At 60.9% G+C, this 25,909-nt stretch carries 17 protein-coding genes and 2 pseudogenes; 13 read left to right on the forward strand and 6 right to left on the reverse strand.

Annotated elements, in window-relative coordinates:
• Nucleotides 1–136 precede the first annotated feature (136 nt).
• Nucleotides 137–1,318 carry an extracellular catalytic domain type 1 short-chain-length polyhydroxyalkanoate depolymerase gene (locus AC0L3I_RS27255; protein ID WP_473528911.1) on the forward strand — a complete coding sequence of 394 codons (1,182 nt, stop codon included), beginning with the start codon at nt 137–139 and terminating at the stop codon, nt 1,316–1,318.
• A 221-nt stretch (nt 1,319–1,539) separates the two neighbouring features.
• Here AC0L3I_RS27255 and AC0L3I_RS27260 read toward each other — a convergent pair.
• A pseudogene (locus AC0L3I_RS27260) lies at nt 1,540–1,638 on the reverse strand (SOS response-associated peptidase family protein); the annotation flags it as partial.
• A gap of 58 nt (nt 1,639–1,696) precedes the next feature.
• On the opposite strand from AC0L3I_RS27260, the gene AC0L3I_RS27265 reads away from it, so the two are divergent.
• Nucleotides 1,697–2,287, forward strand: a complete 591-nt coding sequence (locus AC0L3I_RS27265; protein ID WP_473528912.1) for an SOS response-associated peptidase — start codon at nt 1,697–1,699, stop codon at nt 2,285–2,287.
• A 28-nt stretch (nt 2,288–2,315) separates the two neighbouring features.
• Here AC0L3I_RS27265 and ligD read toward each other — a convergent pair whose 3' ends face one another.
• Both ligD and AC0L3I_RS27275 read right to left on the reverse strand, forming a co-directional pair.
• Complete coding sequence (ligD, locus tag AC0L3I_RS27270) at nt 2,316–3,308, reverse strand: non-homologous end-joining DNA ligase (protein WP_473528913.1); 993 nt, start codon at nt 3,306–3,308, stop codon at nt 2,316–2,318.
• Nucleotides 3,309–3,387: 79 nt separating this feature from the next.
• Nucleotides 3,388–5,460, reverse strand: a pseudogene (locus tag AC0L3I_RS27275) (helix-hairpin-helix domain-containing protein); the annotation flags it as partial.
• A 504-nt stretch (nt 5,461–5,964) separates the two neighbouring features.
• Here AC0L3I_RS27275 and AC0L3I_RS27280 point away from each other — a divergent pair.
• The 4 genes from AC0L3I_RS27280 to AC0L3I_RS27295 all read left to right on the forward strand — a co-directional run bounded on the left by AC0L3I_RS27280 (nt 5,965) and on the right by AC0L3I_RS27295 (nt 11,055).
• The gene (locus AC0L3I_RS27280) at nt 5,965–6,705 is read left to right on the forward strand and encodes a DUF6088 family protein (RefSeq protein ID WP_473528914.1); all 741 of its coding nucleotides are present in this window, start codon (nt 5,965–5,967) and stop codon (nt 6,703–6,705) included.
• Nucleotides 6,686–7,798: a nucleotidyl transferase AbiEii/AbiGii toxin family protein gene (locus tag AC0L3I_RS27285; RefSeq protein ID WP_473528915.1), complete on the forward strand. Its 1,113-nt coding sequence runs from the start codon at nt 6,686–6,688 to the stop codon at nt 7,796–7,798. The genes AC0L3I_RS27280 and AC0L3I_RS27285 overlap by 20 nt, the downstream gene beginning before the upstream one ends.
• 130 nt (nt 7,799–7,928) lie before the next feature.
• Nucleotides 7,929–9,650, forward strand: a complete 1,722-nt coding sequence (locus tag AC0L3I_RS27290; protein ID WP_473528916.1) for an ATP-dependent nuclease — start codon at nt 7,929–7,931, stop codon at nt 9,648–9,650.
• Complete coding sequence (locus AC0L3I_RS27295) at nt 9,637–11,055, forward strand: UvrD-helicase domain-containing protein (protein WP_473528939.1); 1,419 nt, start codon at nt 9,637–9,639, stop codon at nt 11,053–11,055. Before AC0L3I_RS27290 ends, AC0L3I_RS27295 begins: the two co-directional genes overlap by 14 nt.
• A 5-nt stretch (nt 11,056–11,060) precedes the next feature.
• Here the strand turns inward: AC0L3I_RS27295 and AC0L3I_RS27300 are convergent, their stop codons facing one another.
• The 3 genes from AC0L3I_RS27300 to AC0L3I_RS27310 form a co-directional block, all read right to left on the reverse strand.
• Complete coding sequence (locus AC0L3I_RS27300) at nt 11,061–14,348, reverse strand: UvrD-helicase domain-containing protein (protein ID WP_473528917.1); 3,288 nt, start codon at nt 14,346–14,348, stop codon at nt 11,061–11,063.
• Complete coding sequence (locus AC0L3I_RS27305) at nt 14,345–16,954, reverse strand: PD-(D/E)XK nuclease family protein (RefSeq protein WP_473528918.1); 2,610 nt, start codon at nt 16,952–16,954, stop codon at nt 14,345–14,347. Before AC0L3I_RS27305 ends, AC0L3I_RS27300 begins: the two co-directional genes overlap by 4 nt.
• Nucleotides 16,955–17,190: 236 nt before the next feature.
• Complete coding sequence (locus AC0L3I_RS27310; RefSeq protein ID WP_473528919.1) at nt 17,191–18,240, reverse strand: hypothetical protein; 1,050 nt, start codon at nt 18,238–18,240, stop codon at nt 17,191–17,193.
• Between the two features lie 291 nt (nt 18,241–18,531).
• Here AC0L3I_RS27310 and AC0L3I_RS27315 point away from each other — a divergent pair, with 291 nt between their 5' ends.
• The 7 genes from AC0L3I_RS27315 (at nt 18,532) to AC0L3I_RS27345 (ending at nt 25,685) form a co-directional block, all read left to right on the forward strand.
• The gene (locus tag AC0L3I_RS27315) at nt 18,532–19,974 is read left to right on the forward strand and encodes a Shedu immune nuclease family protein (RefSeq protein ID WP_473528920.1); all 1,443 of its coding nucleotides are present in this window, start codon (nt 18,532–18,534) and stop codon (nt 19,972–19,974) included.
• Between the two features lie 392 nt (nt 19,975–20,366).
• Complete coding sequence (locus tag AC0L3I_RS27320) at nt 20,367–20,834, forward strand: hypothetical protein (protein ID WP_473528921.1); 468 nt, start codon at nt 20,367–20,369, stop codon at nt 20,832–20,834.
• Complete coding sequence (locus AC0L3I_RS27325) at nt 20,831–21,619, forward strand: hypothetical protein (protein ID WP_473528922.1); 789 nt, start codon at nt 20,831–20,833, stop codon at nt 21,617–21,619. The genes AC0L3I_RS27320 and AC0L3I_RS27325 overlap by 4 nt, the downstream gene beginning before the upstream one ends.
• Complete coding sequence (locus AC0L3I_RS27330) at nt 21,612–21,881, forward strand: hypothetical protein (RefSeq protein WP_473528923.1); 270 nt, start codon at nt 21,612–21,614, stop codon at nt 21,879–21,881. Before AC0L3I_RS27325 ends, AC0L3I_RS27330 begins: the two co-directional genes overlap by 8 nt.
• 747 nt (nt 21,882–22,628) lie before the next feature.
• Nucleotides 22,629–23,858 (forward strand): phospholipase D-like domain-containing protein, encoded by a 1,230-nt coding sequence (locus AC0L3I_RS27335; RefSeq protein ID WP_473528924.1) that lies wholly within the window; start codon nt 22,629–22,631, stop codon nt 23,856–23,858.
• A gap of 473 nt (nt 23,859–24,331) precedes the next feature.
• Nucleotides 24,332–24,865, forward strand: coding sequence for a hypothetical protein (locus AC0L3I_RS27340; protein ID WP_473528925.1), 534 nt, complete (start codon nt 24,332–24,334; stop codon nt 24,863–24,865).
• Between the two features lie 43 nt (nt 24,866–24,908).
• Nucleotides 24,909–25,685 (forward strand): tetratricopeptide repeat protein, encoded by a 777-nt coding sequence (locus AC0L3I_RS27345; protein ID WP_473528926.1) that lies wholly within the window; start codon nt 24,909–24,911, stop codon nt 25,683–25,685.
• Nucleotides 25,686–25,909: the final 224 nt, after the last annotated feature.

Below are 25,909 nucleotides of genomic sequence, written 5' to 3' on the forward strand. Positions count from 1 at the left end.
AGGTGACCTGGAGGCGCGCCGAAACAGTACAAATGAAACTTGTTATTGTGCAGTGCAGCAACGATATTGCTGCAAGTGCGTTGTGCGCAGCGTGGCCATCGTAGCGGCCGACCACGAGGAATTAAGGAATTCTGATTTGCGAAAAATCTCCGACACCATCACCCGCCTCGCCGCATTGCGCGCCGGGCAGGGTTTTCAAAGCAATGGCCAAGGCCGCGATCGGCTATCGGATCTGGGCGATTTCGGCTCCAATCCGGGCGCCTTGGGGGCGAGGATCTATGTTCCGGACGATTTGCCTGACGCGGCACCTCTTGTCGTGGTGCTGCATGGCTGCACGCAGACGGCAGCCGGCTACGAGGACGGTTCCGGCTGGTCGCAACTTGCCGATCAGGAAGGTTTTGCGCTGCTGTTTCCCGAGCAGCAACGCGCCAACAATCCCAACCTGTGCTTCAACTGGTTCGTGCCCAGCGATACAAAGCGGAACGGCGGAGAGGCCCTTTCCATCCGCCAGATGATCGAGGCGGTTGTCGTCGAATATGGCCTCGACCGTAAGCGTATCTTCATCACCGGCCTCTCCGCCGGAGGCGCCATGACATCGGCCATGCTGGCTTGCTACCCGGAGGTTTTTGCAGGCGGCGCGATAATCGCCGGCCTGCCTTATGGGAGCGCAAAGACAGTCCCGGAGGCCTTCGACCGCATGCGCGGTCATGGCATGCCCTCGGAACGGCAATTGCAGAAAGCCCTGCGCGATGCCTCGCCGCACCAAGGTCCTTGGCCTTCGATATCCGTCTGGCACGGCTCGGCCGATCAAACCGTAGTTTCTTCCAACGCTGATGCGATCATTGGGCAATGGCGGGCCGTTCACGGACGCGATGCACGTTCGACCCGATCAGAAATGGTGGATGGTCATTCACGGCGCGTCTGGTGCAATGCCCAAGGGCAGGAGCTGATCGAGGAATATCGCATCGCCGGAATGGGCCACGGTACGCCACTTGACACGGCCGGCGACGCCGCGCTTGGCGCTGGGGGACCGTACATGCTGGACGTCGGTATCTCCTCTAGCCGGCATATCGCGCGGTTCTGGGGAATAGCGAAGCCGTGCGTAAAGCGAGATGCGAAGATCAAGCCGGCAAAAGCCAACAACGAGGCGCTCGCGCCCGGTTTCGCACGCGCTTTCTCGATGCCCAAGGCTGGGGTTCCCAATGTCCCTCACTCTGCGAAACGTGCAAACATCCCGCCTTCTCAGAAGCCCAACTCCGCCGCGGAGATACGAAAAGTCATAGAGGACGCCCTGCGATCGGCAGGCTTGATGCACTAGCGTCTCGCCGAAACAACAGCACTTTAGGACCTCTGCACGATCAGCAAAAATTCGATATTGAGCCAACGTCTTCGGCCAAGATGAGCCTGCGGGGCATGCCAATGCCTGGCGGAGCTGAAGCCCCAAAGGGATCTTCACCCGTTCGGGCAGCCATCCCTGACGCGCACTGTGGCTGTCGTGCGAAGAGGAAGGGGTCCATGTTTACCCCGATCCGGCGTGCGCCAAGGCAGCTCTGCCATCTCAACATCGCCGCCGTCGCTCCGTATGATGACGCGACGTTCGTCGAGCAATGCATCGGAATCGAAAACCTTCGCGCTCATAATCGCGAGAACATTACAAGAACACGATCGCGGTGCAATGCGATGGAACGGAGGACTGATGTGCAATGACTATCGATTGATGGTTGATGTCGCTTCGATCGTGGAGGACTTCGCCGACCTGAATATCAAGATCCGCTTCGGAGAAGGTGCGCCGAACATCGAGGCACGCGAGGACATCAAGATCACGGACGTGGCGCCGATCATCAGGACTATCGAGGGCGTCCGAGGCGAAGGCGATATGATGCAACGTCGCTGGAGCTGGCCCGGACCGAACAAGCGGCCCGTCTATAATTTCCGTTCAGAGGGCCGGGAGTTCTCGTCGAACCGGTGCCTCATCGTCGCGGACGGCTTCTACGAGTTCACCGATCCGATAGACCCCAAGAAGAAGCGAAAAGACAAGTGGCTCTTCACAAAGAAGGACGAGCCGATCTTCTGCATTGCTGGAATCTGGCGTGACACGCCGGAGGTCGGCGAAGCCTTCACCATGCTAACGATGGAGCCTGGGCCCGATATCGCGCCCTATCATGACAGGCAGATTGTTATCCTCGATCGCAGCGCGTGGGCGGATTGGCTCGACCCTTCGGTGTCGGCGAAGTCGCTGATCAAGGCCCTTCCCCCCAGCACATTGCAGGTAGAGCAAGTCGGTTGACTTGAAACGAATCGGCGCCCGATGTCGATCAGGGATGGGTCAGGGAGCGCACCACCTGCCGGGCTGGCTTGTCCTGACGCTCGCCTTGGTACGAGACCTGGCGCAGGAGATTGTCTTCCGTCCAGGTGAGATAGGTGACCTCGACCACCACTTCAGGCCTGACCCAATGCACGCGCGACAGCTCAAGCGGCGAGCCGAACCGGCTCTCGCGAGGCGGCGGAACGTCGAGGGGCATTCGAGCTGCCTGAAGTGGCGCAAGCCGGCGAGCCAATCGCCTGAGCTCTGCAACCGTGATGCCCGTGCCGGCGCGGCCCGCGTACATCAGACGACCATCATTGGTGTAGTAGCCTAGGAGCAGCGAGCCGATATGCGGGCGGCTTCCAGTCGGATCGGTCCAGCCGACGACGATGAATTCCTCTCTGTTGAGACACTTTGACTTGACCCATAGGCCGCGATTGCCGGATGCATAGGCGCTGTCGATCCGCTTTGAGATAGCGCCCTCGAGTGCAAGCCGGCAGGCGTGCTTGCGGAACGCAGGCCCGTCGCCGATCACGTGATCGCTGAAGCGCAGGCCGGGCATGTCGGTCGAAAACAGGCCTTCCAGTCGCGCCTTGCGGTCGATGAGCGGCAGCTTCGCAATGCTTTCTCCGTTCAGGAACAGAAGATCGAAAGCAAAGAAGGCAAGATCGCCCGTGCGGCCCTCGTCCATAGCGGCCTGCAGGCGGCTGAAGGAGGTGACGCCGTCTTCCCGAACGGCGCACAGCTCCCCGTCGATATATGCCTCTTTCACCGGGAGCGCGCGTAGGGCCGCTATCGTCGCTTGATAGCGATGCGACCAATCGAGGCCGGTGCGGGTGAGCAAGCGGATGTCGCTGCCGTCGATCCGCGCGTGCATGCGGTATCCGTCGTACTTGATTTCGTGAAGCCAATCGGGGCCGTTGGGCGCTTCGTCGACCAGGCGCGTCAGCTGAGGCTCGATCCATTTCGGCGGATGCGTTTTATTCGGCTGTGTGGGATTCACCGTCTTCCGCGCCAATTGAGATAAAGCGTCGTCATGCGGGCCAGACTACCACATGATGACGGTATATCCGCTGCAGCTTCTATCGGAAATCCCGCGTCTTCACCTTGATGCGGTCGATGTGCTCGTAGGGATCGACGATATCGCGCGTTTTCGGCATGCCGCGCGGATCGATGCCCGATCCGCCATGGTGCGCCTCGTCACCGCGGCCGTGCGGCAATGGAAACGGCGCCTCGCGATTTCCGACGCTGGCGAGTTCGGCCGAAAGATCGGTCAACTCGTGGGCGACGAGATGCACCACCTCCCCTTCCCGCTGGATGCGGCCGCGCACACCGAGCATGGCAGATGACAGAAGAACCCGCCGGAATTTCTCGAATACCTTGACCCAGACGACGACGTTGGCGGCGCCCGTCTCATCCTCCATGGTGAGGAACATGACGCCTTTGGCCGAGCCTGGCCGTTGCCGGACCAGCACCAGGCCGGCTGCCTCAAGCCATCGTTTGTCTCGGGCCTGCATGGCTTCCTGACACGTCACGATGCGACGGCGACGAAGATCGGCACGCAGGAACGAAACGGGGTGGCTGCGCAAGGTCAGTCCGACATGGCCGTAATCCTCGACAACCTCGCGGCCGGCTGTCATGGGCTTAAGCGCAATGACAGGTTCGTGGATCTCCGAAACGGTCTTCTGTTCGCGGGACGTAGCGGCCGCAAACAGCGGCAAAGGTTCATCGCGAAGCGCCTTGATCGCCCAGAGCGCGTCGCGGCGGGCAAGGTTCAGATCCGGCAGAAAAGCACCGGCTTCGGCGAGCTGGACCAGTGAAGCCGCTGGCACGCCGGCGCGGCGCCAGAGATCGTCGACCGAGGCGAAGGGTTCATCGGCCCGCGCCGTGATGATTGCGGCTGCGTCATCATTGGCGAGACCCTTCACCATGCGCAGACCGAGCCGGACAGCGAAGCTATCTTCAGCATCGGTCGACTCAAGCGTGCAATCCCAGCGGCTGGCATTGACGCAGACCGGGCGCACCTCGACGTCGTGATCGCGTGCGTCGCGCACAATCTGGGCCGGCAGATAAAAGCCCATCGGCTGCGAGTTTAAGAGCGCCGCACAGAAGACATCGGGATGCCAGCATTTCATCCAGGAGGACGCGTAGGCGATCAAGGCGAAGGAGGCGGCATGGCTTTCGGGAAAGCCGTAGCTGCCAAAGCCTTCGAGTTGGGAGAAGGTCTTTTCGGCAAACTCCGAGGTATAGCCGTTGGCGATCATGCCGCTGATCAGCTTGTCGCGGAATTTCGAGACGCCGCCGGTGTGCTTGAAGGTGGCCATGGCGCGACGCAGCTGGTCGGCCTCGCCGGCGGAAAAGCCGGCGCAGACCATGGAGACCTGCATTGCCTGCTCTTGAAACAGCGGCACGCCGAGTGTCTTGCCGAGAACGCGCTCGAGCTCTGGTGTCGGAAACGTCACCTCTTCCGTCCCATCGCGCCGGCGAAGATAGGGATGGACCATGTCGCCCTGGATCGGCCCCGGCCGAACGATCGCAACCTCGATGACCAGGTCGTAGAATGTCCTGGGCTTCATGCGCGGCAGCATCGACATCTGCGCGCGGGATTCGATCTGGAAGACGCCAAGCGTGTCTGCTTTGCGGATCATGGCGTAGGTGCGCGGATCCTCGGCCGGGATCGTCGCCAGGTCGAGGGCGATGTCCTTATGCTCCGACAGGAGATCGAATGACTTCTTCATGCAGGTGAGCATGCCCAGCGCCAAGACATCGACCTTCATGAATTTGAGGGCGTCGATATCATCCTTGTCCCATTCCACGACCTGGCGGTCCTTCATCGCCGCCGGCTCGATCGGCACGAGGTCGTCAAGCCGATCGTGAGTCAGGACAAAGCCGCCAGGATGCTGCGAGAGGTGGCGAGGCGTGCCGGCAAGTTGCGCCGCCAATTCCAGGGTCAGGCGCAGCCGGCGATCGCCGAGATTGAGGTTGAGTTCGCGGGCGCGCTGCTCATCTACCGCCTCGCCATGGCCCCAGATCTGTGAGGACAGAAGTTTCGTCATGTCCTCGGGCAGGCCGAGCGCCTTGCCGACATCGCGGACCGCGCCCTTGGTGCGATAACGGATAACGGTGGAGCACAGTGCGGCATGGTCGCGACCGTAGGCACGAACTCAGGTTGATCGAGGTGCGGCGATCAATGGCACCGTTCTGAGAACGGGCGGAGATATTACCGAAATCGAGCACATTGCAAACGGCCTACTGGAGGGCATAGCGTCGAGAGTACGCTCAGCAACGATAAGTTTGAACGAGCACGGAACAGGTTGCTCTCGTTGGCGTCTTTTGGAGCGTCTATCGCAGTCAGCAGTACGTTGGCTCATCCCTCTAACGAACCATGCGAATACCCAACCTATCTGTTTTCATTAGGTTTTCGGCTTAGCGTTGTTTAGCGGGCTTTCAACGCGATCCCCTCATGCAGAATTGCGATCGTGGGAGAAGCCGAGCGATCATGCGCCGGCATGGATCGATCTCGATTGAGCATCAACGAACACCCCGCGAGGCGGGGTGAGCCACTGACCAAAGTTTGAATATAAATTCTGGTCAGAACGATGATGTCGATTGCTACTGACCAATTTTTATATATAATCTTCGGTCAGAAAGGCGGCCAGATGCCAGACCCGACGTCCGACACGCTCGATCGCATTCACGACCGGATCACCCAGGCGGCGCCGGCCGGCGTATGGTCGCGCGCCGACTTTCTCGACATCGGGACACCGAATGCCGTTGAGAAGGCGCTGCAACGGCTGACCCTGCGGGGCGACATCCGCCGGCCCCATCGCGGCCTCTATGACAAGCCCAGCGTCAGCAAGCTCACCGGCAAGATGGTGTTTCCGCCCCGGTCCTCGTTCGTCGACGCCATTGCCCGGCGCGACAAGCTGCGCGTCCTCGTCGACGGAATGACCGCCGCGAACGACCTCGGCCTGACGACAGCCGTCCCGGCGCGCTCAACGATCTATGCCGACACCTATCCGCGGACAATCGAGATCGAGGCAAGCGCCGGCGATCCGAAGGCGGTCCGGCCAGTCATCTACAAGCTCGATTTCAAGCGCATCGCGGCCAAGACGGCGTTTTGGGCTGGCCGGCCGGCCATGCGCGTGGTCCAGGCGCTCACATGGTTTCGGGACGAACGATCGAGCTTCGACGCGGCCATCAACGGGATCGTCCGGGATCTGTCACGCAATCCCGATCGGGAAAAGATCGCACAGGACCTCCGCGACAACATTCATGCGGTCCCCGCGTGGATGTATGCACTGGTCGAGACAATCACGCGCAGGATCGCCGAGGATCAAACCGAAGGCGGGCCGGAGCCAGAACGCGCGAAGGGCGATCATGCAGAAGACGTTCATTGAGATCCTGCACTCGAGCGTCGACGAACGCCGTACGCTCTTCGAGACGGTCGCCGCCCACTTGGGCACCCAGGCGGCAAATATCGAAAAGGACCTTTACGTCTGCTGGGTGCTCGACTTTCTGTTCAACCGCCGGCCGAACGATCCGGTCGGTCTCTATTTCAAGGGCGGCACCAGCCTGAGCAAGGCGTACGGGCTGGTCCGCCGATTTTCAGAGGACATCGACATCGGCATATACAAAGCCGATCTGCACGTCCCGCTTGAAGCCGACATCGCCGCCCTGCCCTCAGTCAATCGGCAGCAACGCGCGCTCGCCGAGAAAGTCGACGAGGCCGCGCGGCAATATATCTCCGGACCGCTCAGAGAACTTCTGATCAAGGAGCTCGCCGTCGTCGAAGAGGCGGCCGAGCGTCCTGGTCATTTCTCGCTGGGCTTCGGCTTTGATCTTTACCGCAACAAGGAAGCGCTCGACATCCTGGTGCTTGGCTACAAGAGCGTCTTCGAGGTCGCAGGCAGCTATGTGCAGGCAGCCGTCCGCATCGAAGGTGGCGCGCGCCCCGATCCCGAGCCTGCCGAGCCGCGCGAGATCGTGCCCTACATCGCTGCCGAAATGCCGGAAGAGGCGAGCCTCACCGTCCAGAACGTGACGACGGTGAGGCCTGAGCGGACGTTCTGGGAAAAGGTGCTGATCTTGCATGCGATGACGGAGATGACGGAGAAGCGTCGTCAGGATGCCAATCCGAAGCGGCCCGTGCCCGATCTCAATCGGTACTCGCGTCACTACTACGACGTCCATCAGATCTGGACGCACCCCGACTACGGTGTCGCAACGGCATCCATGCGCGAACTTGCCGAGGCGTGCCGACAGCACAAGGAGCTGATGTTTCGCGCGCCCGATCATCGTTACGATCGCGCGATGCCGGGCAGCTATCGCCTCATTCCGACGGAAGACATGCGAACCAGGCTTGCGGCGGACTACCAGCGGATGTCGGCGATGATTTTCGGAACACCGCCAGCTTTCGCGGAGGTCATGGCGAGCATCAAGGCGCTCGAGCAATATCTCAACGTCGCGCCGGCCAATGTCGAGGCATCATGAGCGCCGCGCCCTTTGCCAGCGTCGAACCTCCTGCGCCATGTCGAGCAGAAAGATGCCTCAAATCACCGAACATGTCGGTGCGCGGACGGAATAGGGTAAAAGCCGACACGGCCATGGGGAGTGGAATGGCATGACATTGGTCCGAGTGCTCGAAATCGAGAACTTTCGCGCGATCAAGAAGCTCCGGTGGTTGCCGGGTCCAGGCGTGAATTGTCTGATTGGGCCGGGCGACAGCGGGAAATCCACCATCCTCGACGCCATCGATCTGTGCCTCGGCGCACGGCGATCGCTGTCCTTCACGGATGCGGATTTTCATGGGATCGATTTTGATCAACCCATCCGCATTTCCGTGACCCTTAGTGCCCTTGATGAGCCGCTCAAGAACATCGACGCGTATGGCGATTTCCTTGTGGGGTTCAACGCCGGCACCGGCATCATCGAGCCCGAACCGGGAGCGGGGATCGAAACGGCGCTGACCCTGCAACTCACGGTGCAGAGTGATCTTGAGCCGGAATGGTCACTTGTATCGCCGCGCGCTCAGGCAGCGGGCCGCACCCGCAATCTCAATTGGGCTGATCGCACCCGAATTGCGCCTGCGCGTCTTGGCGTTACCGGGGACACCCACCTGACGTGGCGGCGCGGCTCGGTGCTGAGCAAACTTACAGATGGCAAGGCGGATACATCGAGCGAGCTGACCCGGCTGGCCCGCCAAATGCGGGGCGCCTTCGACCAGAACGAACTCAAGGAACTGGAAGGCTCGCTGAAGCTGGTCACGACCGCTGCCGGCGAGATGGGTGTGCCAGTCGGCGCGGAAGTGCAGGCTCTCATCGATGCGGGCTCGGTCACCTTCACGGGAGGCACGATCTCACTTCACGATGAGAATGGCATACCGCTGCGATCTCTCGGCCTCGGCTCGTCGCGTTTGCTTATCGCGGCGTTGCAGCGAAAGGCTGCGGACAAGGCGACAACCTTCCTGATCGATGAACTCGAATATGGTCTGGAGCCGCACCGCATCATCCGGTTGCTCGGAGCGCTTGGCGCAAAAGAAGAAGTTCCCCCGCTGCAGGTGTTCGCGACGAGCCATTCCCCGACGGCTGTTACGGAATTGAGTGCCCATCAACTGCATATCGTGCGACGCAACAGCGGTGGAGAGCACGTCGTCACACGCGCCGGCGACGCCGGCGATGTGCAGGGCACGATCCGAGCTCACGCCCACGCCCTGCTCGCCACCTCAATCGTCGTGTGTGAAGGTGGCAGCGAGATCGGGCTCATGCGCGGACTGGATCAGCATTTTACCAGTACGGGTGAAATATCCTTGGCGGCCTGTGGGGCCACGCTCGTCAACGGCAACGGTGATGAAACCTTCAGCCGGGCAAATGCCCTGCAATCTCTCGGCTACCGGGTGGCTATCCTGCGAGACAGTGACAAGCCAGCTCCGGCGCCGGCAGAAGCGATTTTCATCGCGGGCGGTGGCAAGGTCTTCGCCTGGGGCGGCGGACGGGCGGTCGAACAGGAGCTTTTCGCGGCACTCCCGCACGGCCCTGCGGACAAACTACTGGATCTTGCCATCGAGGCCAAGGAACGTGTGCTCATCGAGGCGCATATAAAGACCATTTCGAACGGCACGAAGACGCTCGACGATCTGGAAGCCGAGGCCCTGATTGATGGCCTCAGCCCCGCTAGTCGTACGCTTCTCGGCAACGCGGCGGCGCGCTTCGGTTGGCTGAAGACAATCACCACCATGGAAACTGCAGGCCGAACCATAGTCGGCCCGGCCTACGGGGATGCCAACACCAGCCTCACCGGCATAATGGACGGTGTGTTGGAATGGGTTGAAGATGGCGGCCGCTGAAATCGATCTGCGCACAATAGGGCGTGGGCTGGTGATCGCACCGGCTGGCTGCGGCAAGACCCAGCTCATCACCGATGCTCTCGTGCATCATGACGGGCCCAAACCCATCCTGGTGTTGACCCACACCAACGCCGGCGTAGCCGCGCTCCGCGGCCGCCTGGAAAAGGCAGGCGTGCGGCCGGCCGCCTACCGCGCCACGACACTGGATGGCTTTGCGATCCGGCTAATCTCCACATTCCCCCAAAGGGCGGGCCACGATCCCCGGATCGTGAACGGCGCCCGGCCGAATTATGAAGCCATCCGCGACGCGGCGGCGCGGCTTGTCGCGGCGGGGCATGTCCACGACATCCTCGCCGCCAGCTATGAACGGCTGTTTGTCGACGAGTACCAGGACTGCTCGATCCGCCAGCACGCGCTCGTAACTTGGCTCGCCCAGAGCCTGCCCACGGCCATCGTCGGAGACCCGTTCCAGTCTATCTTCGGGTTTGGCGGCGACCCATTGGCAGATTGGCAGACACAGGTCGTGCCGTTTTTTCCGGTGGTAGGAGAACTCACGATCCCTTGGAGGTGGAACAATGCAGGGGCGCACGACCTCGGTAACTGGTTGCTGTCGATAAGGGGCGATCTTGCGAGACGAACGCCGATTGACCTTCGAGCAGCCCCTGCCGGCGTCCAGTGGATTCACCTTGATGGCCGGCAGGACGATGCGCTGCGGCATGCAGCTGCCGCGGTAGACGCGCCCGGCGACACCAAGGTTCTGATCATCGGCGACAGCACCGACCCGCGCGGACAGCGGCGTATTGCCCGGCTGGTTGACGGCGCAGTGACCGTCGAGGCCGTGGACCTACGCGACCTTACGGATTTTGGGAACGCCCTCGATCTCGCCCAACCGGACATGCTCTCCGCCGTGGCCGATTTCGCAGAAAACCTGATGAGCGCCTTTTCCGCGAGCGACCTCATGCGATCGGTCGCCTCGGCCCGCGCCGGCACACTCGGGCGCGCCCTTTCCGATATCGAGCAAACGGCGGTGAAATTCGAAGAGACACCGTCGCTTACAGGCGTATCGGACCTCCTGTACGCCATCAACCGGGCGGGCGGCGTGCGCTGTTATCGTCCTGCAGTGCTAGCGGCGGCGCAGAGGGCATTGCAGCTTGCGGCTTCCCCCGCCGGCCCATCCTTCCGCGACGCGACGGTGACGATCCGCGAACAGTCCCGGCTCGTTGGCCGGCCGCTCGCAAGACGTTCGGTCGGAAGCACCCTGCTGCTAAAAGGCCTCGAAGCCGACATCTCGGTCGTTCTCAACGCGGGCGCACTCAACGCACGCAATCTCTACGTCGCCATGACGCGTGGGGCCCGCCGCGTCCTGGTCTGCTCGCCGTCGCCGATCCTCGATCCGCCTTGGTGAGCGCGTTATGCGGGCTCGACCCAAGCCACTTGCCCTCGGGACATGTAGACGACAGCGCCCCGCTCAGCGCCAGTGACACGCAGATAATCGCGCAGCTGCGCCGCATGCGTGTTAAATGCGGCTGTGTCCGGAGTCACGTCTGACTTCCAGTCGATGACTAGGGAAATACGCTCCCCGTCGATTGCCACAGCGTCCGCACGGCCGGCGAGAAAACGCGGCGGGCTTGCCGCCCAGAGTGGGATTTCGGGCACGAGTAGCGTGATGAATGGTGCAAGCTCCGGCAGCGAAAATGTACGCAGAGCCGTCTCCGCCATCTCTATCGCATCCGGGTGTCTTGCATCCGGCTCGTCGCTGACAGCCGGCAGCAACTGCGCAAGAAGCTCGGCAGCGCGCTCGGCGGCTTCGTCGCGGTGCGATCCAAGCTCCCCTGTGATGAGCTCTTCCATGAGTTTGTGCAGGATCGTGCCGCGAACCGGGCCAGACCCGGCAATGCGATGCGGCCCATCGGATACCGCATCGACCACGAAGGTATCCACAATGTCGCCGGTGCGATCCGCATCACGTTCGCTCGGTCGGTCCCACACGATTGGCGGGGAGGCGTCGGTGAGCCGCTCGGCTTCTGCGGCAAACACCGTCTCCGTCTGGCCGTTACTGCCAGGCTGCGATGAGCTTGGAACCGGCACAGGCAACAACTCAGATCGGAACTCGGAAAGCTGCTTTTGCCCAAGATCCATCACGCGCGACCACGAGCGGGCGGGCGCACCTGGCAGGTCGGGGATAACCAGCAAGTCGCGGGCGCGCGTGGTGGCAACGTACCAAAGCCGTTCGCGCTGCCGTGCTTCGCGAAACTCTTCTTCTGCTCGGGCGGCGGCAAGCGCAGGCGGCTCGATGCCGCCGACGATCCAGTGGATAGTGTCGTCGGATTGCCGATAGACGAACTGATCCTGCGGCTTGAAGCGCGTGGATGAGTTGACCGTGATCACCACGGGCCACTCCAGCCCCTTGGCGCTGTGCATGGTAACGATTTCAACCGACTCTTCGGACGCGTCGACCCTTCCTTCCGGATGTCGGCGCTTGCGTTGCCACCCCTGCTGAAGGTCAAGCGCGAACGCCCGCAGGCCGGCAACGTTGTAGGGCCTCGCAAGCTCGATAATAGCGTCCAGGTTCGCGAGTGCGCGGGCATTGCGCTGGCCGTGCCGGGCCGCCATGACGACCCGCAAGTTGAGGCGCTCGATCGCGTACGCGACGAGCTGCATTGGGGTGAGCTCCGCGGCGAGGCGATGTAACGCCTGGAGCTTCATCAGGGTCGCTTTTGCGAGCGGATGGATAACCTCGTCTGGCGGCGTTCGGAGCTGGAAGCGCCGGCGCCCGTCCGCGTCGGGAGACAGCGCCGCCGTGACGTCAAGCAGGTCTTCGTCGCGTAGCCCGACGAGGGGGCCGCGCATCAGGGCGCCGAGCGCCAGCGTGTCCAGCGGATCTGCAAGAGTGCGGACCAGGACAAGGATGTCCTGCAGTTCCTGTCGCCTGAACAGGGCGTGACCCGCCTGGGATGCCACCGCGATGCGGCGCCCTTCAAGGGCACGCTCATAGCGCCACAGATCCGTATGCGTGGGCGCGAGCAAGGCAATGTCGCCTGGACGGAGGAGTCTCTCCGTCCCATCCGGGTCGGTGATCGCGAGGGCGCCGATCAGGCGCGTGCACAGGTCCGCGACGGCCGCAGATTCCGCCTCCCGCTGTTCCTCGGCGCTTGCGTCACGAGGGACATCAATCGTCAGCTTCGCTGCGGCGGGAAAGGGAAGCGGCGGCAGGGTAAGGGTCGGCGCGAGCGGTACAAAGCCGGGCTGCCCTGCCTTTCCGAGGACGTCCTGGAATACGCGGTTGACGTGATCGATAACCTCCGGACGTGATCGGAAATTTGCAGTGACGGCAAGCAGGCAGCCATTGCCGGCGTTCGCGATCACGGATTTCGCGAGCGCATAGGCCTCGACGTCGGCGCCCCGAAAACGATAGATCGCTTGTTTTGGATCGCCTACGAGAAACAGCGCGCCCGGACGCAAAACCGCCTTGCTCCATGAAGCGGGCTGCGAATGAGCGGCTATGCAGAATACGATTTCAGCCTGCACAGGATCGGTGTCCTGGAACTCATCGACAAGCAGGTGCGCATAGCGGCCTGCGAGCCAGTCGCGGATCTCGGGATGCTCGCAGACCAGCGCGCGCGCCTGCCGCAGCAAGTCGTCGAAATCGAGAACGGCGGCCTCGCGCTTTCGACGGTCGTAAGCCTCGATCACCTCGGTCAGGAGCGCGGCGAGGTCGTGGACAAGGCGCTGCGAAATCGATCCGATCAGGGTTCGATACGCTGTGCTCACCTGTTCGAAATGTGCGGCTGCTTCATCACTGCGATGCTGCCCCTGCGTTTCACCGAGCAGATTCTTCCAGGCGCGTTTCCTATCGTAAGGCTGGAGGTCAATGGCCTTCGGCCGCATCATGCCTATTCGCGGCGGCTGGGTTAGTTGCCAAAGCGCCGAAAATCCTGCGTTCGCGTGGTCGCCTTGGAAGAACGCGGAGAGACGCTCGAGGTCGACGATGAGGTCCGCCGTCCCCGCCTCTCCGGGGCCTTCGGCATGCCAGCGTGAAAATGCGGTGACCGCCTCTGCGAAGGTGCGATCCGGCCGAGATGAGAGATCTGGTGCCGGTGCTGTCGCGCTGCGGTGTTCTCGGCGCAGCTTGGCAAGTTCGCGGATGCGCTCAACGACCCCAAGAGGATCGTCCTTGGCAAGTACCGCGACCGGCCCGTCCTGTTCGTCGCTCCCGGAGAGCTTCTCCTTCAGCCATGTCGCAAGCACTTCATCAAAGAGAGCGTCGGCAATTGTCTCATCGACCACACGCGAGCCGGGATCCAAGCCGGCGTCCAAGCCGTGCGAACGAAGGATGCCTTGGCAGAAGCCGTGGATGGTGGTTGCCGTGATCTCCCCGATGCGCAGTGCTGCCGCATCCAAATGCGCGCGCTCGGCGGCGGCTAAGGGCAGCGGGACAACTCCAGAAAGGGCGGGCGGAAGCCGTCCTGCGCGAAGCTCCTCTACGGTCCAGCGTATACGCGCCTCAAGCTCGCTTGCTGCAGGTTCAGTGAAGGTGATCGCGGCAATTTTGGCGGGGTCGATGCCGCTCGCAACCATCATCGCCACGCGGGCTGCCATCAAGGAGGTCTTGCCGGTGCCGGCGGCAGCCTCAACCAGCATGTTGGTCTCGAAATCGGTGAGCGCGCGCCTGCGGGCGTCGAGGTCAGGAACGCTCAAGGGCTGCTCCAGAGCCCATCGAGCGGGCTGTTCACTTGGGCAAACGGACGACGCTTTATGCGACGATACGCGTCGAGGTCCGCCGGCAGGCCAATCGAAAGCGGCTCGAAGAACGCAGGTGTCGGACCGGGCGCAATTTGACCGCTGCGCTGCAGCTGGCCGCCGGCCTCGGTATAAGAGATAGCCTGTGCAATGGCCTTCTCCAGTTCCTCGTGTGTCAGGCTCAGCGTGCGGGCAGGGTCTTGCTTCAGATACGTCAGCTGCGAATCTACGCTGCGGACCACAGGAAGAAGGGACCGGACGGCGAGGGCATAGAAGACGCGCTGGAGCTCAGCCCCACGATCGAAGACGACCGTCTTCTTTCGCTCCGGCGCCGCCCCGACCTTGTAGTCAGTGATGATCGCAGCGCCCCGCGCCGCATCTTCGTCAAGGCGATCGATTCGCCCTCGGAAGGAAAGCGCGGTTTGCCCGATCGCGACGGGGGAGTGATTGATCCATGGGTGAGGGTCGTCAGTAGCTTCGCCAAAGGAGAGCTCCGTCCAGCTCGTGCCGCGTGGTTCGCCTAGGGCTTCTATCAGCCCGCGCAAAGCGCGCTCGTGGGCTGTTGCCACTGTGTGCCGCCAGAGAAGATCGGGTGGCACTGCCCTCGTGATCGGCCAGCTTTGGGTTAGGCGCTCGGCTTCATGGGAGAGTGCAATGTCGATCTCGTCGACATTTCGCGGAGCGCCATTGCGCAATACGCCTCCGATGAGCGCGTGAACGAGTTCGCCGAAGGCGCGGTGATCGAGCGCAAACGGCTGGGGATCAAGGTTGGGTTCGCGCCAATGAAGCGCGTATTCCCACACGAATCCCAATGGATCGCAAAGGAGTCGACGCAGGGATGTCGTTGACTGGACTTCGGCGAGCGCATCGAGAATGAGTGGGTGGTTTGGACGAACCCGCCCATCATGGGCAGTATGCTGCTCGCTGTCTTGCCAAGCGTGCCAGCAGCCGCGACTTGCACGCACTTGCGGGTCCTTGCCGGCGTCGGCCGGACGGGCGTAGAGGCGATCGCTTTCGCTGAATGCGTGCGCAGGGATTGCACTACGGCCAACGACGCGCTCCAGGTCTTTCCGCCACAGTGCACTGGCTGCCTGCAGGGAGCCAGTCGCGCTTCTATGGCCGCGCGACAGCGTATAACCCTCCGATTGGCCAACGATGATGTCGTGTAGCATCCGGTCGTTTTCGGCTACGTCCGCCGATGGAAGGTGGAGATGTCCCAGCAGGTGTTCGGGTAGTAGTGGGTTCTCGTTCGCCCGTCGCGGCCACGCGTTCGCTTCGAGCCCGAGCAGCCGGACATGGGCCCGTGGCGCCGCCGCCATGTGGTGGGCAGGACCCCATACGATCGTGTTCCCCGGCTCGCGTCCGTCATCTACACGCAGAGCCTGCAGGGAAAGCTCGATCGCTTGCGGAGGCGCCATGCGAAGCGCGTCCTGCCACAAGGTGAGACCCGATCCTTTCAAGAGGCGGCGCCCGGCGCGGTCCGCCGACGCAATCCCATCGGCGAGTTCCTCGATAATCGGCAGCATCGTGCGTTCGGCAAGATCTCCCTCCGCCCGGTCGGCGCGAGTCTGCTGTAACGCGTGGCGCCATAGCTGCGGGGTCGTGAGCGCCGCGCTCCGCTTCAGCCCTTTGGCCCAGTCGGCGGGGACAGTCTCTCGCACTTTTCGCGGCAGACGGGCGAACAGAAGCCGGACGCGCTCCTGCGACAGCCCCCGCAGGAGGATGTCGGCAATGGATGCACAAGTCTGACCTTCTCGGGTCGCCAGTGCCGGGATGCCGTGGGTGAAATGCACTGGAAGCCCAGCCTCGCGTCCGAGAACGAGAAACGCATCGTCCCACGCCGCCGGCGAGGCCGCCGTAATTGCGATCTCATGCGGGCAGACGCCTCCCTGCGTAATTTTCGCTCGCGCCCAGCGCAACGCTTCCCTCACCTCGCTTCGTGGGTCTGCGCAGAGGTCAGCTGAAACCAGCGCGGCCGTTCCCACACGGCGTGTTTCAATCTCACCGGAGAACCAGCCCCGCCTGGCGTGTTGTGATGCGATCCAGCGCACCGGAACAACGTTGCAGAGCTCTCGAATGAGCGGACGCCAGATGGCTTTAATGTCGGAAACGTCTTGAAGAGTGATGGAGCCAAGCAGCTTTGGCGCAAAGCGTAGTCGCTTCAGCGCAGCTTCGACCAAATCGGGAGATGACAGCATTCCCGGCGGCAGTGCGTTACGGACGCGGCTCTCCAGCAGCGTGAAGTCCCGGAGGCGGGCATTGTCGGGTACAGAAGGCGAGATTCCGGAGTCCCACCAATCCCTAAGCGCGGACAGCACAGCTGCCGGCATTCCCGGCAACTCGGAAACCTTGTCGATGTCCTCATATCCGCCGGCGTCGAGCGCCTGCCTTATGGCCGGATACAAGATTTCGTGCGGTGCCGGCGCGATGAATCCACCGGCAAGCCGGGCTGCCAGCAGCGGGAGCGTGAGAACCTGACGGCCCGTGGCGCCTTCACGCGCGGCATTGAGGCGTCGCATTCGTAGCGCAAGCGGCCCTTCAACTACCACGGTGTGAATCGGCATATGGCCCTCTTGGCTCGCGCTGGGAGCCGAGCGCACACTATGTGACACAGTCGGCCGTCCGCAATGAATCTATCCACCAAGTCCTCCGCGTGGAGGACGGATTCTTCCCGGTGGACGATCGGATCGTGGCTTTCGGCCCGCTGATCGCAAGTTCACTGCCGTTCACTATGTGCGATTGCGTGAACTGCATGCTCGTAGAGCTGCGTTATATTATTATGAACATTCCGATTATACTGCTATCGGCCCATGCTCATCAACATATCATCCATTCTTTGATAGAGAAGATTCTCCGGGGGCTCGCCCGCATCGGCGCCTAGGAGCATTTTGCACAGGTCATCAAGCGTGATGACCAGAATGAATTTGCCGTTCTCGCGAAGCGCACCCTCGGCAGCCTTTCGCGCATTGTCGTCCGCACCTGACCGGGCGATAACGATTGCGACCGCTCGTAGTCCTTTTGCAAAGAGGTATTTCTCGGTGATCTCGATTTCCGTTTGAGTGATTGGGTCCACGAAGTTCTTCGCATCGAAAACCACATAACGGGTAGAGAAGTCGGATGCGATCATCGACCAAAAGGACGCGCCGTCGTCCTTTATGCGGCCAATCAGATCCATGCGGTTCAGCCCGTCGAGAGTTCGAAGCTGCGCTTTAAGGTTCGAGATTTCTCGTCCGAACAGATGCCTGATCGCTTGCTCGCAGAGCCTCTCAAACTCTCTCCATCCCGATCTCCCGGCTTGCGATCTTTGCAGATCGTCAACAAGCAGCCTGCCCCTCGGCGATCCCGGTTCCGCATTTTGTGTGCCCACAACCTGCGGATCGAGTACCGTCTCGGAGACAAGGCTTTCCAGCGCTTCGCTGAGTTCTTCATCATCTCCGGCCAGGTCCCGCAGCTTGCTTAGTCCCCAGATATCAACTTTGTCTGATGCGAGGCCAGCCAGCTCGTCTGCGGGCGGGTCGATCGATAGGATGACAATGCCGCGCTCAAAGCCGGCTTGGGGGAGCAACTCCTCCATATGCGAGACCGCGTCCCGAACATGCCTGCGCCACTCACTTTGCCAGCGGAACATCCTGAATTCGACCGCCAGCTTCTGCACTCCGCCCTTCGGGGTGAAAGCCAGGTCAGGAATGGATCGAAACATTTCCCATTCCTCCCGATCCGAGGGTGACTCGCCGGGCTTGAGCGCCGTTGCCTCGCCGACAGTCCTTTGACCCAATATTCGCTCGAGGAGATACTCCCAATCACGGACGATGTTCTGCGTCTCGATATGTAGTTCTTTCATCTTTCCCATATTATGCCCCTCGCCTCGTCAATGTATTCGTCGTTATTTGTCTGCTATGCATGCCGCGGCCAAGCCCCCTGAAGACCTGGAAGCAGTTGGCAGGAGAACTTTGGACCTACCGATGACACTAAAGGCCTTAGGTTCACATCAAATAATCGACGTCGCCGAGCTATACATCGCCGCGGACAGCCGTCTGAACGCTGTTGGTAGGTCGCCAGGGCGCATTGGTCTAAGGATGCGAATGTCAAGGATATTGCTCGACTGCGGGAGACGCGCGATCGAGAGCTGCGTGAGGGTGGGATGACAACCGGAGATCAAGGCAGGCAGGGCAACGAGAGGGAATTGGTGGACGCCGGCACACATCCTGAGGATGGGTCGTTCCTGCGCATCGAGAGATTTCAGGGTGAAACGATACAGTATCTGACCTACCACCTCGGGACCAAGGCCCACGATCGCGGCATAGCCGCGGGGGTCGAATTCGACGAGGCTGAGTGGCCCCTGCTCCTTGCAGAATATGACCTCGAAAGCCGCGTACTGACGACCTATCCGACCTGGTTGAGATCAAACATCCCGCTCTTCACCAAGCCTAAGTACAAGCAGATAAAGAGAATCTCCTTCGAGGATCAAGACCCCATCGAGGCGCAGAAAGGCTTCGACATGATCCTCGACCTTCCGACGGGTTTCCTGAAAAGGCCCTTCGAAGGTTTCGGCGTCGATCCGCGGATTAAGTACATCGTGGAGGCATTCGAGGAGTTGCCGCAGATCAGCGGCCTGATCATCTGCAGTGATGACGACATCTCGATTGAGGGAATGGACGTTCGATTGCCGGAGCATATTTATCACGAGGTGAGGATCAACATTAACCGGGTGCATGACGCCGCGGTTGATTTCGCCAACGGCGAAAAGAGGGAATATCTTCGCAGCCGTATATTGCCGTCGATCGTGCCCGCCTATAGCGCAGAAGCTCATTTTCGTTCGGTGGAAGACTTGGTGGACGTCGTCCACACCGCCATCCAAACGCGCGGCACGCCGAAGTCGAGGAACACGAACAGGTCCGCTGCCGTGCGGACCGTCATGAAATCGGTCGACGAAATCGCGAGAGACGATCCAGTCCAGGTCTTCCAGCTGAGTGAGAAACTGGAGTTGGTCACCCTGGAGCTGTTGATCGAACGCATGTCGGCCGGAATGACGCAGGATCATAAGGAGGGGTACTGGCAGACCTTTTTCAAGGCGAACCCATTCGTCCTCAAGGTCCTCTTCGGACTTCCCATCGTTCTATATGTGGACCAAGCGTCGGTAGGAGGAATGGGCCATAGACGTACGGGTGAGAAGTATGCCGATTTCCTGCTTGAAGCCGGCGCGTTCGGCAATCTTGCAATAGTGGAAATTAAGACGACGGGCACGCCGCTGATGACGCGGGAGCCGTATCGGCCACCCTCGCTATTTGGCCCGTCGTCTGAGTTGGCCGGAGGCGTTAGCCAGTTATTGGAGCAGCGCTACAACCTCGTGTCGACGATCAACCAGAAGAAGGGCGAGGACGACAATTTCCATATACAAGCGTGGACTGTTCCCTGCGTCCTGATCATCGGCAAGAACCCGGTAAAGAAATTTGAGAGCCGGTCTTTTGAACTCTATCGTGGCGGTCAACGTGACGTGTTGATCATCACGTTCGATGAGCTTTTGGCGAAACTGAAGGCGTTGCATGAATTCCTCCTCGCGAGGCCAGGCGAGGCCAATGCGTGAGCTTGCCGGTCAGCTAGGCCTTCGGCAGGTTATCGCTTGCGACTGTAGACGCTTGCCAATCGCGGGCCCGGCTGGTTCAGGTCGGTGCATTCCGATGCCTCGCTGCGGGCCCTCGACCGGCATATCAGCGAAACAAATGGCAAGAGTTTCGGTTGAGAAGCGATCCATCCGGTACCTGCAGGGAAATTCTGCATGATGTCGGACGTCTTCTCTTGGCTAGAACAATCCGTGGGGACCACATAGAAAGTTGGCACGCCGATGACAGTCGGTGTGCCTGCCGGATTAAGTTCGTACCTGCGGGATCAACTTGCTTGGGGGCGTAAAGTTGTGGCGATCCTTGATCCGCGCGTGCTCGAATTGATTGAGATTTGGTCGCAGCTCGGCTGGACTGGTTGGCGTTCGAGTTGATCGAAGGAATTCGGCTCGGCCGATTGCCCGATGAACCCGAAGAAGTGCTCGCGGCCGCGCGCCAGTCCGTGCGCAGCAATGCCCAACCCAAAGCCCGCGGCGAGCCGCGCGTTCTGCTTGAGGAGCCGAAGCCGATACCAGCGGACGAGCAGGTAGAATGGGCGGCGGCCTATGTCGAAGAGCGGCTCGACGCGGCGCTCGAACAGCTGCAGGCGTCGTTGGAGACGCTCGACTTCATCGTCGAGGCGACCATCGAGCGGCAGGACTCTCAAGACGTACCGACACAGGCCTCCGGCAAGACCGATCAAGATGTGACGTTGGTCCTGCTGGACCTCGAGGGCGACCGGAAAAGCAGCCGTGACAATGTTGCGGGCGCCCGCGACGATTTTTCCACCCTGCATGCTGCGCTGGCGGAGTGGACCACGCGCGCCCGCGGCCAGGCGACGACATGATCCCAGCCGTTCAGACCGCGCTCAACACGATCGTAGGCCGCGTCACTACGCTCGACCACGCCTCCGGCGCCGGGCGGATCTTCGAGCTATTCGTAATGACCAGCCTCGCGCGCGGCTTACGAGACGCTGGCTTTAGCGTTTGGCTCCAGCGATCCGACGGGACGATCATCCGCCCCGGTGATGCCGATCGGCGTTTCATTCAACGCGGCGGTGCGCCTACCGGCGTCCCCGCAGCCTCGGCGGGGCCGAGCAATGCCAGCGTGATCGGCTTTCGCTGGGGCCGCCGAAGGAAATGGGAAATCTGGAACGGCATTCAATTCGCGGGTCGTAGCGCCGCGACACACGAGATCGACATCTCGATCGTGCCCGGCAGTGTCGGGACCGAGATCCGTAAGGCCGGCGGCATACCGGTGGGTCGCCCGCGTGTAGCGATTGAGTGCAAGGATGTCGGCACCTCCGGCAGCGTCGACGAGATGCGGGCCTTCATCGCGCGGCTCTATGATGTCACGCTGCTTCACGCGCATCATCGCCACATGCACTTTCCCGACGCACGGGCGCTGCATCCCGGTAGCCCGAACGAGCCGAAGCACCGGGCAATCGTAACCTATTGGCAGGAAAACCGGCGCACCAAGAACATCATCGCACGCCGCACGGGGTTCACCGCGGGGACCGCGCCGCTCGGCGAGTATCATCGAGTCGAACCGCACCGCGATATCAGCGTCGGGAGCAGCACAGTCGATGAATTGGTCTGGTCGGTCGTCAATTGGGCACGCCGCAATGCCTGAACCGGACGAATTCACGCAGAAGCAATCTGCAGAGGCAATTCGGCTCTACACCGCCTATCGGCACGAACAGGACCATAGCCAGATCGGCGGTCGTTTCATGCCCTATCGCTGGTGGAAGCTGCCCAACCTGCTCGCCGGGCTTTGGATGCCCTACTCCAGCATGCTCTCTGACTACGCTGCGGAGCTAGCGAACATCATCAATGATCTGACGCATGACGTGCATCGACTGCGGGCATGCCTGCCCCGGTTGGTTGCGGGATGAGGAGGTATACCGATGATGCCCAAAGTGCCGAAATGGCAAGACGGGCGAGAGGCTCTCGAATCGTTCAAGCAAGCGTTGCATCTATCCGCCATGGGTGATGAGGGGGATCGTGCAATCGTCACCGAACTGATTTACGTTGCCCTGATATCCCGGCAGGGGCTGCGCGCATGCACTTTGTCTCGAGGGAAGTCGACGGGTACAAGATCTTCGCAGTGACCGGCACGAACACGGTTTCCTTTGCGATAGATTTCGACGATGCCGATACGACTGGGCTGCTCGGATTTGCCGTGGAGCGGCAGGACCCGACAGAAAAGCAACGATATTTCATGTACGGCATGAAGGTCTTCTCGTCAGTGATCCCGCATCCCGACGAGAAGACCACGGTGACGACCTACGATCATCCGGTCCAGAGTTTTGTCTGGGACGACTTTACCGCCAAGGATGGCCGCCGCTACACCTACTGGTTCTATCCGCTGAAGGGCGCGCCGAAGAACCTCGACCGTTCCGCCACGCCGATCGAAATCACCGTCGAGACGGAAGCGCTGTTCACCAAGGGCGAGCACGACATCTTCTTCAATCGTGGTGTCGCATCGAGCCAGGCCTATAATCGCAGGTTCAACAACAAGGCGCCGGACAAGCAGCCGACCGCGAAGAAGCGTGACGAGGCCCTCGAATGGCTAAGCCGGCGGCTGGACGACGCCATTCTGGCTTTCATCAGGAACGCAAAGTCCGGCGACGCGCTGCTCGGTGCATTCTACGAGTTCAGATACGAGCCTGGTCCTGGCCGAACTGAAGCTCGCCATCGAACGCGGCGTCGACGTCCGCCTGCTGCTCGACGGCAAGGACAATTCGTACACCGACAAAAAGGGCAAGTTCCACGAGGCGTTCCCGCTAGAGGAGAACAGACGCAAAGTCGACAAGGTCGGCCTGCCCGCGAGCGCCGTTGCCCGCTGGCGCGAGAGAAACCCCGCCAACATCCAGCACAACAAGTTCATGGTGCTCATTCGCGACGGCAAGCCGCGGGAGGTCTGGACCGGCTCGACCAACCTCTCTATCGGCGGCATTCACGGCCAGACCAATGTCGGCCACTGGGTGCGAAACGCGGATGTCGCCCGGCGGTTCGCGGCCTACTGGGACGTGTTGCTTCAGGACATTGGCTCCGAGAAGGGCGACGCGAGGTCGGAGGCGACGAAGAAAAAGGCGGAAGGGCGAAAGGCGGTCATGGACCTCGAAACGATCCCGGCGCAGCTCGACGATATCGGTCCCGGATCATCGACTATCTTCAGCCCGCGTAGCGGCAGCGGAGTCAACGAGCTATATGCCGCCGCGCTCGATTCCGCTCCCGGCCTGGGCGCGATCACGCTCGCGTTTGGCGTCAACAAGACGTTCAAGTCCGTCTTCGTCGACAACACATCTAAGGATCCGGTGTTGTTCCTGCTGCTGGAAAAGCGGGACCTGCCGAAAACGAACTCGAAGACGCCGTTCATTCCTCTGACGGCAAAGCAAAACGTCTACCAGGCATGGGGGTCATATTTCCGTGGACCGCTCTACCAGTGGACCCGGGAGACCAACGCCCGGATCCTCGGCCTCAACGAGCACGTCAGCTACATCCACTCGAAATTCATGCTGCGCGATCCGCTTGGCGGCGACCCGCTGGTCGTGACGGGCTCCGCCAACTTCTCCGACCCGTCGGTCAACGACAATGACGAGAATATGCTGCTGATCCGCGGCAACGAGCGGGTCGCGGACATCTACTTCACCGAGTTCAACCGGCTCTACAACCACTATTATTTCCGGTCGGTACAGGAGGCCCTATCGACCGGCAATAATCCGGAGGCAAACGCATCCGCCGACGCCAGCCCCAGTCTTTTCCTGAAGGAGAATGCGGCGGAATGGCTGGTCAAATACAAGCCTGGCACGCTGCGCTGGAAGCGGGTGCAAGCCTACAAGCGGATGGCGAACACCCGAACGCTCTGACGGCAAGCAGGGAGAGCCATCGCTTCGGATAACAACATTCCGCCCATGCAACTGGGCTCCTGTGCATTATTGGGACACAGATTCACGGTAGGCGTTTCGCCGCTGCCTGATCGGCAAGGTTCGACCCATTGCGGAAGTTCGTTAGCCCCGACCGAATTCACGCCCATGACCCCTTGGAGACCTTCGTTCTCCGCGATGCGAATGGCAGCTTCGCGCCGCAAATCAGTCGCGACCACCTGCGCTTCCATTTCCTGAAACCGGACATTGAGGCGATTACGCTCAAGGTTGCGATTGCGCCAAATATGGCCACCCCGATGATTGCGTTGTCGGCTTCCCGCCAATTGAGCATTTTGACGTCCTCATTTCATGGCGTTCCCCAAAGGCCAATATCGGCGCTTACCTTGCGAGAGTAGGTTTCGATTTGCAGCGTCGTCGTGCCCTGCCATGGCCGCTTGAACACCGGAGGAACAATAATGCGAAACTTCATGATGCTGGTCGCGGCGACATCGGTCGCGCTCTCGTACGCGATGGCAGCCTACGCAGACGACAATCCGCTTCCCAAGGCCAACGACGTCCTTGAAAGATATGGAAAGGATATCGAGGGCTGGACGATCTATGCAAACAAAACCCGCGGAGATTGCCTGATCGTGCATGACTACGGCCCGGATGCTGCAGGCGCGGTGCAGATGGGCGTTACCCAAAATGATCAGGAGGTCGGCTATCTCGGCGTCTTCACGAAGGCGGATATCGGCATCCAGAGCGGGAACCAGTCGCCAATCTTCGTCTCTATCAGCGGCAAACTTTATGGTGGTGTCGTCACTAGCACGAAAGCCGAGGGCGGATATTCCGGCGGCTACATCCTGACGGACGACCCGGATTTCAAGCGCGCCGTAGCGAAGCAATACGAGATGATCGTATTTCCTGAAACAGTGGGGGCCTTCGTCGTTGATTTGAAGGGAACTTTCAGAGCAATGGCGGCGGGCCGCAAGTGCCTCGACCAACAATGACTGCCCGGCTGGTAGCGGAGGTGCGCTACAAGCGCTCCCCACAATGAACAAAACGGGGAGAAGTACGTGGGGATCGTTGGTAGCGGGTGACCGTTTCAAGCCTTCCCCAGACTCGGAACCCGTTTCCGTTCGTGTATCGCGCCGCGTCCTGAAGTCGCAAATTGGATCCGCAATCCTCGCACTCGGCGCGTGCCTCTTTGCAACCATTGTGTTTGCAGCGGAGACTTTCGCCCAAGCCAAGGAGGATCCAAAAGTAGCTGCGGATTTCGATGCTGGGATCGCAGCTTATCAAGCCAACGATCTTCCACTCGCTTTCAAAAGGTTTCGTGACGCGGCTACCGCAGGTCACGCTGATTCCCAATTCAATGTAGCCTTGATGTATGAGCAAGGCATCGGGGCTGGCAAAGATGAAAAGGAAGCGGTTGTTTGGTACGGCAAAGCCGCTGCACAAGGAAACGCGGCCGCCCAATTCAATCTGGGGGTGATGTACGAAAATGGTCGTGGGACCACGGTTGATTTTGCTAACGCAAACCAGTGGTATCGTAGGGCGTCGGTCCAAGGGGACGCACTGGCCATCGGCAATCTGGGCATGCTGTATTTTCGTGGCGACGGTGTGAAAGAAAACAGGGTCGCAGGCGTGGCGCTGCTATTGCTGTCTGCCTCCCGAGACCAATCACCCGAAAATCATGCCAAACAGAACCTTGCAGCGGTTCGCGGCCTAACGGCCGAGTTGATCGCCGCAGCTCAAACACTCTCCAATGAGTTGGGCAGCGCGCAGAACCTGCTGCTGCCACTCGATCAGTATTTGGACACACACTGACGGTTTGTAGGAATGTCAGGATGCGTCGTCTCTCGAGAGTCTAATGGGCCAAGAAGAGTGAAGGCGATGACCAAATTCAAGTGAGGAGAAGCTGGGGCTGGTGTTCCCATCTGATTGCCTCTCTACGTCATCGTCGGCAGTTTCCCGCTCCAGAAATCCTGCATCGACCCGGAGAGATTGAAAATACAATCCTGACAGGCCGCGTGAGTGGGTATAGGTTGCGT

Source organism: Mesorhizobium sp. WSM4840, from assembly GCF_055811755.1.

Excerpts from the sequence above, each read along its gene's own strand:
- AC0L3I_RS27285 (WP_473528915.1), top strand. The coding sequence starts at position 6,686 with ATGCAGAAGACGTTCATTGAGATCCTGCACTCGAGCGTCGACGAACGC.
- AC0L3I_RS27290 (WP_473528916.1), top strand. The coding sequence starts at position 7,929 with ATGACATTGGTCCGAGTGCTCGAAATCGAGAACTTTCGCGCGATCAAG.
- AC0L3I_RS27280 (WP_473528914.1), top strand. The coding sequence starts at position 5,965 with ATGCCAGACCCGACGTCCGACACGCTCGATCGCATTCACGACCGGATC.
- AC0L3I_RS27340 (WP_473528925.1), top strand. The coding sequence starts at position 24,332 with ATGCGAAACTTCATGATGCTGGTCGCGGCGACATCGGTCGCGCTCTCG.
- AC0L3I_RS27325 (WP_473528922.1), top strand. The coding sequence starts at position 20,831 with ATGATCCCAGCCGTTCAGACCGCGCTCAACACGATCGTAGGCCGCGTC.
- AC0L3I_RS27310 (WP_473528919.1), bottom strand. The coding sequence starts at position 18,240 with ATGGGAAAGATGAAAGAACTACATATCGAGACGCAGAACATCGTCCGT.
- AC0L3I_RS27265 (WP_473528912.1), top strand. The coding sequence starts at position 1,697 with ATGTGCAATGACTATCGATTGATGGTTGATGTCGCTTCGATCGTGGAG.
- AC0L3I_RS27345 (WP_473528926.1), top strand. The coding sequence starts at position 24,909 with ATGAACAAAACGGGGAGAAGTACGTGGGGATCGTTGGTAGCGGGTGAC.
- AC0L3I_RS27305 (WP_473528918.1), bottom strand. The coding sequence starts at position 16,954 with ATGCCGATTCACACCGTGGTAGTTGAAGGGCCGCTTGCGCTACGAATG.
- AC0L3I_RS27330 (WP_473528923.1), top strand. The coding sequence starts at position 21,612 with ATGCCTGAACCGGACGAATTCACGCAGAAGCAATCTGCAGAGGCAATT.
- AC0L3I_RS27295 (WP_473528939.1), top strand. The coding sequence starts at position 9,637 with ATGGCGGCCGCTGAAATCGATCTGCGCACAATAGGGCGTGGGCTGGTG.
- AC0L3I_RS27315 (WP_473528920.1), top strand. The coding sequence starts at position 18,532 with ATGACAACCGGAGATCAAGGCAGGCAGGGCAACGAGAGGGAATTGGTG.